Here is a 9,284-nt window from a genome sequence, read left to right on the forward strand (position 1 = left end):
TTCAATCTCAACTCACCAACTATGCGCCGAACAAAACACCTTGCCGGGCTGCCGATCGTTAAAGCTTGTTGTAAGCAATGGATTCGTGGATCAGCGCCTTGCCCATGATGTACAGCTGATCTTGATTTTCTTCTGTCACATACCAGTCTTTGTACGCCGGGTTATCGGAAAGTACAGCCAGCTGCAGACCCTGCATTTGCAGGCGCTTAACATGGAAGTGCTGCCCGAAGACAAAAGCATACACACCGTCAACCTTGAAGTTTCTCACTGAAACGTCGAAGAAGAGCCGATCACCAGACTGAATGGTCGGGCACATGCTGTCACCGTCTACAGTCATCACCTTCACGTCATGCTGAGTGCGATTCCCAAAAAGAGAGCGCGCGTGCTCAGTAGTGAACTCTATAGCGTGCAGAACTTCTACAAATTCCGAAATCATGAAAGAGCCTGGCCCCGCACTAACAGTCATGTCGAGAACATCGACGCGGAAAACGCCTGGAAGAGAACTTGTAGGCGCGATAGACAATGGTTGTTGACCGTCGCTTCGCATTGGGCCTAGTCCAGTAGAAAGCCACTCCGTGCGAACACCAAGCGCATTAGCGATCTCGACAATTTTTGTTGAACCACGCGCATTGCCACTGGTCAGTCTCCAGATCGTTGGCTGAGCAACGCCAGACGCCTTAGCAAGCGCCCCCTGAGACATCCCCGATAGTTCCATTGCCTGATTCAGGCGTTCTGCAAGAGTTTCGTTTTTCATGATTTTTAATTTATACGCTTGCGTATTGATGGTCAAAACACGTTTCGCTATTGATAAAATCAATACGCATTGCTATTATCAATCTCGACCAATACTCAAAGGAATTGGATATGATGAACAAAGTTATTCAGCGAGCGGTGAACATCGCTGGTAGCCAGAAGAAGCTGGCAGACCTCTGCGGTGTCGCTCAACCAACCGTGTGGCGCTGGTTGCATGGTGGTGGCATCGACGCGCGCTATGTCATGCAAATCGTTAACGCCACTAACGGCAAAGTAAAAGCTACAGAGATTCGACCGGACCTGGCTCAAATCCTGAAGGCAAGTTAAGAACCACCGCTCTTTAACAATGTGCTCGCCAGCCTGTTTCGGGATGGCAAAAACATTAACGCATCCAACGATGCGCACTAACTAATTCAATTAAAGAGACTGAACATGCAATCACTTACTTATCAACAGAGTATCGGATTTTCTCCGGGCGTGATGATAAATCGCGCTCAGCAAAAACAGGAAGATAACCACGACGCGATCCGCAACGCAATCCGCTCATGGGCAGCAGTACAAGGTCAGGATGTAGTGACGATGCTGATCGTCAATGAGTACCGGGAGCAGGGCGGGGTGGATATCACCTTCCCGGCTGATTTAAGCCGTCAGCGCCAGAAGCTGTTCCGTTTCCTCGACAATCGCTTCGACTCAGAGCAGTACCGCGAGAACGTACGCCAGCTGACACCGGCAATCATGGCCGTTCTGCCGCTGGAGTATCGCGAGAAGCTGATGCCGGAAGACAGCCTGATGGCTCGCCTGGCACGACTGGAGAAGGAAACCAGCGAGGCGAAGATTGCCATAGCCATGAACGCACCGCGTCACCAGAAGCTGAAAGAGTTAAGCGAGTCGATCGTGGAGATGTACCGCGTTGACCCTGGCTTAACCGGGCCGCTGATGGAGATGGTGCAGATGATGATGGGGGTTGTATGAGAGGCCCAGAAAAAGCGAAAGCCCTTGAAGCGGTAACTTCAAAGGCCTTCCCAACACTGTGTTACGTCAACACATCCAACAGGAGTCATTTTAATGGTTAAGCGCAGAAAGTACCAGGAAAAAGAGGAGCGACGCCATCCAGATTCGCCAGACGGTCTTATAGTCGCAGCGTCCAAGAACCAGGCATTCGCAGAGCGCCTGATTGGGGTTATCCGCATCGCAATGGCTAAGTCAGGGGTGAAGCATGGGCGTCGTTAAGCGTTTAGAAGACTACAGATCGCCGCCGGCGGTCGTGGAGCAGAAAGTGGCGCAGCTTGAAGATGGTTTCTTGCGCCTGGCTAATGAGCTACTTGATGCCACCATGTGCTCAGGTCTCCCGGAAACTGAGCTGTGCATCGTAATGGCCGTCTGGCGTAAGACATACGGGTTTAGCAAGAAAATGGACTGGATCAGCAATGAGCAGCTTGAGGCGATGATAGGCAAGCATCACACCCATTGCTCCTCTGCCAAAAGCAGTCTCATCAGGAAGAAGGTCCTTCTTCAGGAAGGTCGCAAAGTTGGAATGAATACCAACATTTCTGAGTGGAAAACCAAAAATAACGGATTCTGCAAAACATTAGCGGAAGTTGCTAAGAAAAGATTAGCAAGTTCAGCTAAGCCACCTAAGCAGAAGTTGCTAACCACAAAAGACAATAACCAAAAGACAATAAATACAAATACCCCCTTACCCCCTGACGGGGGCGACGATGGAAGCGAAAAGCTTTCTCCCAGAAACAAGGTCAGCATCGACTACGAATCCTTCCTGGCAGCCTACAACACCGAGGTGGGCGAAAAGCTCCCACACGCGGTTGCGGTCAACGAGAAGCGCAAGCGTCGTCTGAAGAAAATCATTCCACAGCTCAAGACGCCAAACGTCGAAGGGTTCAGGGCATACGTCCGGGCGTTCGTCCATCAGGCAAAGCCGTTTTACTTCGGTGATAACAACACTGGCTGGACAGCAGACTTCGATTTTCTGCTGAGGGACGACACGCTGACCGGTGTTCGGGAAGCAAAATTCGCTGACAGGGGGATGGCATGAGACAGGATATCGAAGCAAGCGTGATCGGCGGGCTGCTGCTCGGCGGACTCACCCCGTCCGCAAGTGACGTTCTCGCCCGGATGGAAGCGGATGCATTCACTATCCCGGTCTACCGAAAAGCCTTTGAGGTTATCCGCAAGCAGGCCAGGAACCGCAAACTGATTGACGCCCTGATGGTTGCCGAAGAGTGCGGTGACGCGCACTTCGCTGACATCATGGAAACCGCTCGGGCATGCCCCAGTGCCGCCAACCTGCGCGGATACGCCGGGATGCTTAGCGATCAGCATCAGCGACGCATGTTCCTGAGTGCAATCGACGAGCTGCGCGGCGACGTAAGCAACGGAACGCTTGATAACGCAGCCTCGGCAATGGACGAGCTAATGCGCCGCCTGAGCGCCATCAGGAAGCCCAAAACTGAGGTTGCCCCGGTACGGCTCGGTGATGTGCTGGACGACTACACCGACACGCTGGAGAACCGGCTTAAAAACGGCGATGAGTCCGACACCCTGAAAACCGGGATCGACGAGCTGGACGCCATCACTGGCGGGATGAACGCGGAAGACCTGGTGATTATCGCGGCTCGCCCGGGCATGGGTAAGACTGAGCTGGCGCTGAAGATTGCGGAAGGGGTGGCAAGTCGTCCTATGCCTGGCACCGAAAGTCTGCGCGGTGTGCTGATTTTCAGCATGGAGATGAGCAACCTGCAGATCGCCGAGCGCAGCATTGCCGGGCGGGAAAACATGTCCGTCAGTGTGCTGCGTAACCCAGCAAACATGGGTGACGAAGGTTGGGCGCGGGTATTCAACGCTATCTGCCACCTGAAAGACCTCGATGTCTGGATGGTCGATGCGTCGAAACTGACTGTTGAGGAGATCCGCAGCATTGCCGAGCGGCACAAGCAGGAGCACCCGTCACTGTCGCTTATCCTGGTTGACTACCTCGGCCTGATATCCAAACCGAAAGCAGACCGTAACGACCTGGCGATCGCCCATATCTCTGGCAGCCTGAAAGCGATGGCGAAGGATTTAAAGTGCCCGGTCATCTCCCTGAGCCAGTTGTCACGTGACGTTGAGAAGCGCCCGAATAAGCGCCCGACCAATGCCGACCTGCGCGACTCCGGCAGCATTGAGCAGGACGCCGACAGTATCATCATGCTCTACCGCGAGGCTGTGTACGACGAGCATTCCCCGGCAGCGCCATATGCCGAGGTCATCGTGACCAAAAACCGCTTCGGCACCCTCGGCACCGTTTACCAGAAATTCGTGAACGGTCACTTCATGCCATGCGATCAGGACGAAGTTCGCCGCATCTCAACCAGCAAGCCATCAACCGGACGCCATCACAGAGGGGCTGACGTATGAAAGCTAACGGTCATAACGCTGAAATCATCCAATACGTAACCAAACACCCCGGCTGCTACATGTCTGATATCCGTCGCGACACAGCCATCAAGAAAGGGGCGATAGCTTCGGCATTAACCGAGCTGACCAGGGTTAAAACTTTGCGTCGTGAGGGCTTCGAGAAGCGCTACCGCTACTTCGTTGTGAGACCGGAAGACCGGCCAGTAGTCGCGCCGAAGCGGATTCCAAAGCAGCCCAACCGTGACACAGCCAACCCTCTTAACAACCTATTCAATCAGTGCCTGGCTTCTGTCAGGGGCGGGAGAGCATCAGCATGAGCATCAGAGAAGAATTCGAATACGAAGCAGGTAAGGCGCTAAGCCTTCCGGTATCAATCATTGAGCAGGCCCGCAAAGGGGATCGCTACGACCATGATTTCGACAGCATGAGTTTAATGCAGCCGCTAAATGGGTGGTGGCACTGGTGGCAGGCCGGTCGTGAAGGTCTGGAGTCAAGGCTCAAATCCGCTGAGAGCAACGATATTGATGCCCGCTGCCATGTCGCCGAACTCGAAGCCAAGTGCGCGGCGCTGGCTACTGAGAATGCGGCGCTGAAAGCGACGAGTGATGACCGACGTATGTTCATCATGAATGCGGTGCAGCTTGGCTATATCAAAGTGCCGACTGTGGAAACAGACCCGGCACTTGAAACCATTCGCGTTGCTGTGTCGCCGCAAGAACCAACCCCGGCCACCGACGCCTTCCTGGCTGAAGTGCGGGCTATCTCGCTGGAAGACTTCGCGGACGTGATGGCGGAAATCGGTAATTATGATGCAGCAAATTATGCGACCAAGCACGCTCATAAAATTCGCCAGGAGGCAGCCCAATGAGCAACATCAACAAACAGGCGCTGCTAATCGAAAATGGTCAACTTGTTGCCGATACGCTCCGCCACTTAGCGAATAACGAAATCGACTCTGATTATTTCGCCATTGTGTCAGAGAGTGAAAACGGCACAGAGATTGAGCAAGAGTTGGCTATCACCGATTACGCGATGCAGGCAGCAGGAACGGTGGGCGAACTGGTGAAGGCGCTGGAATCCGCGCAGGAATTGGTAGAGCTTCAGCGCTTCAAGCTTGAGCGCCAGGCAGAGGATTTACACCAGGCTAAATCGCTGGAAAGCATCCACAGAGATAAACGCTTCGAAGTGGAGCGAGAGTTCAGCAGCTACAAAGATAACGCTGAGCGCAACACAAGTCGGCTGGCTCAAGAGGTGTGTCGGCTCGAAGATGAGCTGGAATCCGCAGAGAAGGAGTTAAGCTCATGCAAAAATCTTCTGGATAAAATCAAGTCGAATTCATGTCACGTTGATACATCGGCAGGCGCTTTTATCCCTAACTCACTGGACGCGTGGGGAAGGCCGGTACCGCAATATTTACCATATGATTTTTCAGGCAATCCAGGTGCTAGCGCAACGCAATATTGCAATGGATGGAATGACGCCGGTGGTTACTGGCTAAACCACATTACATATTTACAAGAATGCATCCGCGCCGCTGGCATCATCACCCGGGTGGGGGAGTAGGGATATGGCTAACAATGAAATCCTGACAGTAACACGCATTGGTCGTGCCGATGGCGATTACGGATGCTACTGCCCTCACTGCGGCAAACCAATGTTCTTCTCTGAGGATGATCTTGATGATATTCGCGGCTCCCAATACCAGCACACGCGAGTTATAAGCCTCAGAACAGGTGAGCGGTGTGATGGCTGGCTGGAAGTTTCAACTGACGCCGGTTATTCACGAATTCTTTTTGACCAGGGTGAGGACTAACCCATGACCAAATTCACCAAAGAACGCTTAGAGCGAGTTATTAGCCTCGATGATATTTATGACCCGGAGTTAACAAAAGCTATGGCTCGTCAGCTTCTCGCCAGCATGGAGCAAGAGCCGGTGGCGTGGTTGCTGTCAGGAGGCGGGGCAAAAAATGACGTTCGATTCGATAGTAGCAATGCTTATGCTGACCCATTGCGTGAGGTGACACCACTCTACGCAGCACCGCAGTTACCGCAGCCAGCGGTGGCCATAACTCAGCATTTCGACACAATCGCACTTGATACGGCAAAGATGGTTATGTGCGATGTGAATCGCCGCGATGAGTTTTTGGGCGGTGATATCCAGTTGCTATCCCGCATTCAATGCCGCATTGACGAAGCCTGCCGAGCCGCCATGCTTCAGGGTGCCGAACCTGTAAGCCAGCCTTACACGTTGCGCGATGGGTGGGTGGCTGTGCCGGTTGAGCCGACAGAGGAAATGAACAAGGCAGGTTGGGCCGCTATGAACGAGCACGATGCTATCAACCCAACATACAGGGCCATGCTGGCAGCAGCGCCGGATTTTCGGGAAATCTCAAATTCGTCAACCAAACATTTTCGGGAAAACGAGGAAACGTCTACCAAATGCCCAAAATGTGGAGGACGAGGCAGTTATCACTGCCCGCAAATGCTCGGCACGGTTGAGTGCGAATGTACGCTAACAGCAGCACCGCAGCAGCAGTCGTAAGGCTATACACAACTTTTACATCTCTGGCGCACCTTAGGCGATAAACATGGTTATGATGGGATCTCCCAAGGAGTTCAGGAGGTGAATATGCGTTGTCCAAAATGCGGTTCTGGCGGTATTTCAAAAGAGAAAACACGCAGAGGATGGAGTGGTGATTATGTCTGCTGCCAATGCGGCTATAACGACGCCAAAGACGGATTTGAAGCGAAGGACGAGCCTCAGCTAAAAGTGACTAAATGGAAGCTGAAAGAGCAACCTAAGTCGATTTGATTCCGCATTATCAATAAGCCATAATATCTGTGCCGCCGGAGTTGAACGCCCGGCGGTACCCCTGCGCATATAATGGGGACGTTATATGCGACCACAATCTGAACATTTTCACCTGTCACCGATGCAGAAATGCACTGGCGATTTTCTGCATTCTGCGTTACCTCTCGGAGGTGGCGTATGAAACAGCAATTCCTCCTCCGTAACACCAATATCCGCGCTAACGCCATTAACGCGATCAACCAGCTGCAGCTCGACGAGAAGCGCCCGGTCGTCATCGAGATAAAGGAGATGACCCGCTCCATCGACCAGAACGCAAAGCTCTGGGCAATTTTGAGCGATGTCAGCAGCCAGGTTGAATGGCATGGCCGCAAGCTATCCTCTGAGTCCTGGAAGCACATCTTCACCGCCGCGCTGGTTAAGCAGGAAGTCGTGCCGAACCTGGCAGGTGATGGCTTCGTGGTGCTGGGCCAGTCAACCAGCAAGATGACCGTCGGCCAGATGCGCGACCTCATCGAACTGATTCATGCCTTTGGCGCTGAGCGAAACGTCCGCTGGGGCGATGAATCCCGCCTGGCTATGGAATGGGCTTCCCGCTTTGGAGGTGCCCGTGGCTAGCCCTCTTGCTCGCATCATCACCAACGAAATCTACCGGGTCCGGACGCGTCGCAAGCGTAAGCCGGAACTCAAGCCATCAGAAATCCCAACCCTCAAGGGCTACACCGCCCGTCTCGTCGATCAGAAATGGCTGCGCCTGGCAGCAAGGAGAGGTCATGCGTAAGCCAGCCCGCCGCAAGTGCAAGGTCTGTAGCGAATGGTTCCACCCGGCGTACGACAACATCCGTTGGTGCTGCCCGGCTCACGGCGCTATCTACGCGCTGGAGCTGCGAGCTAAGGAGAAGATTAAGGCTGAGGCGAAGCACATCAGGGAGAAGCATCAGGCTGAGAAAGAAAGCCGGGATCGGCAGGCCAAAAAACGCCTTGAGGTTAAGCCGCTAAGTTACTTCCGCGACCAGGCGCAGCAAGCCTTCAATGAATTTATCCGGTACCGGGATCGGCATCAGCCATGCATCAGTTGTGGCCGCCACCACGACGGCCAATATCATGCCGGACACTTCCGCACGACCGGCGCTAATCCAGAGCTGCGCTTCAACGAGGACAACTGCCATCGCCAGTGTGCCCCCTGTAATAACCACCTTTCAGGAAACCTGATCGCCTATCGTCCGGCGCTGATCGCCAAAATCGGGCAGACCCGCTTTGATGCCCTGATGGGGCCGCACGAATTACCGAAATGGAAACGCGACGACTACATCCGTATTCGCGATGAGTACCGCGCAAAGCTCAAAGAACTGAAACAGCAGGAGGCAGCATGACCCGCGACCAGATAGCCCGATACCAGGCCGAAAGCGTCATGCGCGCCAAACAGCCGCCAGTAGCAAAGCACAGCCAGAACCAGACCAAAACCAAACAGCCATTAGGAGAAGCAGCATGATCAACCCGATTGAGTTAGGCAAGGCAGGGGAAGTGGCACGGCTGCGCACTCTGGAAAGCGTATGGATACAGGGCAAGCTCCGCATGTGGGGGCGCTGGGCTGGTCTGGAGCGATACGGGCGTTCCGGGAATATGTTCAACCAGCTCCTGGCAAACACCGCCATCACCCGATCTGCAGTAATGGAGGCGCTGGCGCATCTCCAGAAATATGGCTGCACAAAGCAGGAGCTTGAGGCATATCTCGCTGAGATTTTGCAGGGTAAGCAGAAGTCTAACCTGGCATTCTGCACCGATGATGAGGCGGCGAAGATAGACCGTGTGGTCGGCGCTGTGCTGATCGATTACCCTGGCCTGCACGAGGCCATCCAGAGCCGCTATCTGGGTCGTGGGAAAAGTAAGAAAGAGATGGCCCGCGAGTTGGCAGAGAAACGCCCTGAATGGTGTCTGAGAACGTGTGAAAGCCGCATCGACGTATGGCTAAGTTTGGCCGAATCGATGCTTTACGCTCCAATGTGTGATGCGTTTGGCACAAATAGCAGCAGATTTAGTTTGCAAGTTTGCGCAGAAAATGCTTGAATTGTGTTACGCTCGGGACGCAAAAGCGAACAGAGCAGGTTGGTGGTTAAACTGAGGCGGCAGCCACCAACGACCCCGCCAAGTTGGTCACTTCGACGGTTCGTCTGGGACTCCAACCATCGCAGGCTGAGAGGTCTGCAAAGTTCTCACGCAAAAGAGTTGCGGTATCCCTGCACTCCACAAAGCCACTGGTTAACGCCGGTGGCTTTTTTATTGCCCAAATATCCTGCCCAGGACCATAAGA

At 53.7% G+C, this 9,284-nt stretch carries 15 protein-coding genes and 1 pseudogene; 15 read left to right on the top strand and 1 reads right to left on the bottom strand.

Going from position 1 to position 9,284, the window contains the following annotated elements; translation table 11 throughout:
- Positions 1-58: 58 nt before the first annotated feature.
- A complete protein-coding gene (locus tag GNG27_RS04665) occupies positions 59-754 on the bottom strand; it encodes a helix-turn-helix transcriptional regulator (RefSeq protein ID WP_156265048.1) in 696 nt (231 codons plus the stop codon).
- 110 nt (positions 755-864) lie between these two features.
- On the opposite strand from GNG27_RS04665, the gene GNG27_RS04670 reads away from it, so the two are divergent.
- The 15 genes and pseudogenes from GNG27_RS04670 (at position 865) to GNG27_RS04740 (ending at position 9,040) form a co-directional block, all read left to right on the top strand.
- Positions 865-1,080, top strand: coding sequence for a helix-turn-helix domain-containing protein (locus GNG27_RS04670; protein WP_156262981.1), 216 nt, complete (start codon positions 865-867; stop codon positions 1,078-1,080).
- Between the two features lie 105 nt (positions 1,081-1,185).
- Positions 1,186-1,725, top strand: coding sequence for a toxin YdaT domain-containing protein (locus tag GNG27_RS04675; protein ID WP_156262982.1), 540 nt, complete (start codon positions 1,186-1,188; stop codon positions 1,723-1,725).
- 244 nt (positions 1,726-1,969) lie between these two features.
- The gene (locus GNG27_RS04680; RefSeq protein ID WP_156262983.1) at positions 1,970-2,803 is read left to right on the top strand and encodes a replication protein; all 834 of its coding nucleotides are present in this window, start codon (positions 1,970-1,972) and stop codon (positions 2,801-2,803) included.
- On the top strand, positions 2,800-4,164 hold the full coding sequence (locus GNG27_RS04685) for a replicative DNA helicase (protein WP_156262984.1): 1,365 nt from the start codon (positions 2,800-2,802) through the stop codon (positions 4,162-4,164). The genes GNG27_RS04680 and GNG27_RS04685 overlap by 4 nt, the downstream gene beginning before the upstream one ends.
- Complete coding sequence (locus GNG27_RS04690; protein ID WP_156262985.1) at positions 4,161-4,481, top strand: hypothetical protein; 321 nt, start codon at positions 4,161-4,163, stop codon at positions 4,479-4,481. The genes GNG27_RS04685 and GNG27_RS04690 overlap by 4 nt, the downstream gene beginning before the upstream one ends.
- Positions 4,478-5,032 (top strand): hypothetical protein, encoded by a 555-nt coding sequence (locus GNG27_RS23610; RefSeq protein ID WP_231600428.1) that lies wholly within the window; start codon positions 4,478-4,480, stop codon positions 5,030-5,032. Before GNG27_RS04690 ends, GNG27_RS23610 begins: the two co-directional genes overlap by 4 nt.
- Positions 5,033-5,052: 20 nt before the next feature.
- A pseudogene (locus tag GNG27_RS23860) lies at positions 5,053-5,251 on the top strand (ead/Ea22-like family protein); the annotation flags it as partial.
- Between the two features lie 480 nt (positions 5,252-5,731).
- Complete coding sequence (locus tag GNG27_RS04705; RefSeq protein ID WP_156262986.1) at positions 5,732-5,977, top strand: hypothetical protein; 246 nt, start codon at positions 5,732-5,734, stop codon at positions 5,975-5,977.
- A gap of 3 nt (positions 5,978-5,980) precedes the next feature.
- Positions 5,981-6,706, top strand: coding sequence for a hypothetical protein (locus tag GNG27_RS04710; RefSeq protein WP_156262987.1), 726 nt, complete (start codon positions 5,981-5,983; stop codon positions 6,704-6,706).
- A gap of 87 nt (positions 6,707-6,793) precedes the next feature.
- Positions 6,794-6,976 carry an Eag protein gene (locus GNG27_RS04715; RefSeq protein WP_156262988.1) on the top strand — a complete coding sequence of 61 codons (183 nt, stop codon included), beginning with the start codon at positions 6,794-6,796 and terminating at the stop codon, positions 6,974-6,976.
- A 177-nt stretch (positions 6,977-7,153) separates the two neighbouring features.
- Complete coding sequence (locus tag GNG27_RS04720; RefSeq protein WP_156262989.1) at positions 7,154-7,591, top strand: recombination protein NinB; 438 nt, start codon at positions 7,154-7,156, stop codon at positions 7,589-7,591.
- Positions 7,584-7,754, top strand: coding sequence for a NinE family protein (locus GNG27_RS04725; protein WP_156262990.1), 171 nt, complete (start codon positions 7,584-7,586; stop codon positions 7,752-7,754). Before GNG27_RS04720 ends, GNG27_RS04725 begins: the two co-directional genes overlap by 8 nt.
- Positions 7,747-8,346, top strand: coding sequence for a recombination protein NinG (locus GNG27_RS04730; RefSeq protein ID WP_156262991.1), 600 nt, complete (start codon positions 7,747-7,749; stop codon positions 8,344-8,346). Before GNG27_RS04725 ends, GNG27_RS04730 begins: the two co-directional genes overlap by 8 nt.
- Positions 8,343-8,465 (top strand): hypothetical protein, encoded by a 123-nt coding sequence (locus GNG27_RS04735; RefSeq protein ID WP_156262992.1) that lies wholly within the window; start codon positions 8,343-8,345, stop codon positions 8,463-8,465. Before GNG27_RS04730 ends, GNG27_RS04735 begins: the two co-directional genes overlap by 4 nt.
- Positions 8,462-9,040, top strand: coding sequence for a DUF1133 family protein (locus GNG27_RS04740; protein WP_156262993.1), 579 nt, complete (start codon positions 8,462-8,464; stop codon positions 9,038-9,040). Before GNG27_RS04735 ends, GNG27_RS04740 begins: the two co-directional genes overlap by 4 nt.
- Positions 9,041-9,284: the final 244 nt, after the last annotated feature.

Source organism: Leclercia sp. 119287, from assembly GCF_009734485.1.
Lineage (GTDB): Bacteria > Pseudomonadota > Gammaproteobacteria > Enterobacterales > Enterobacteriaceae > Enterobacter > Enterobacter adecarboxylatus_C.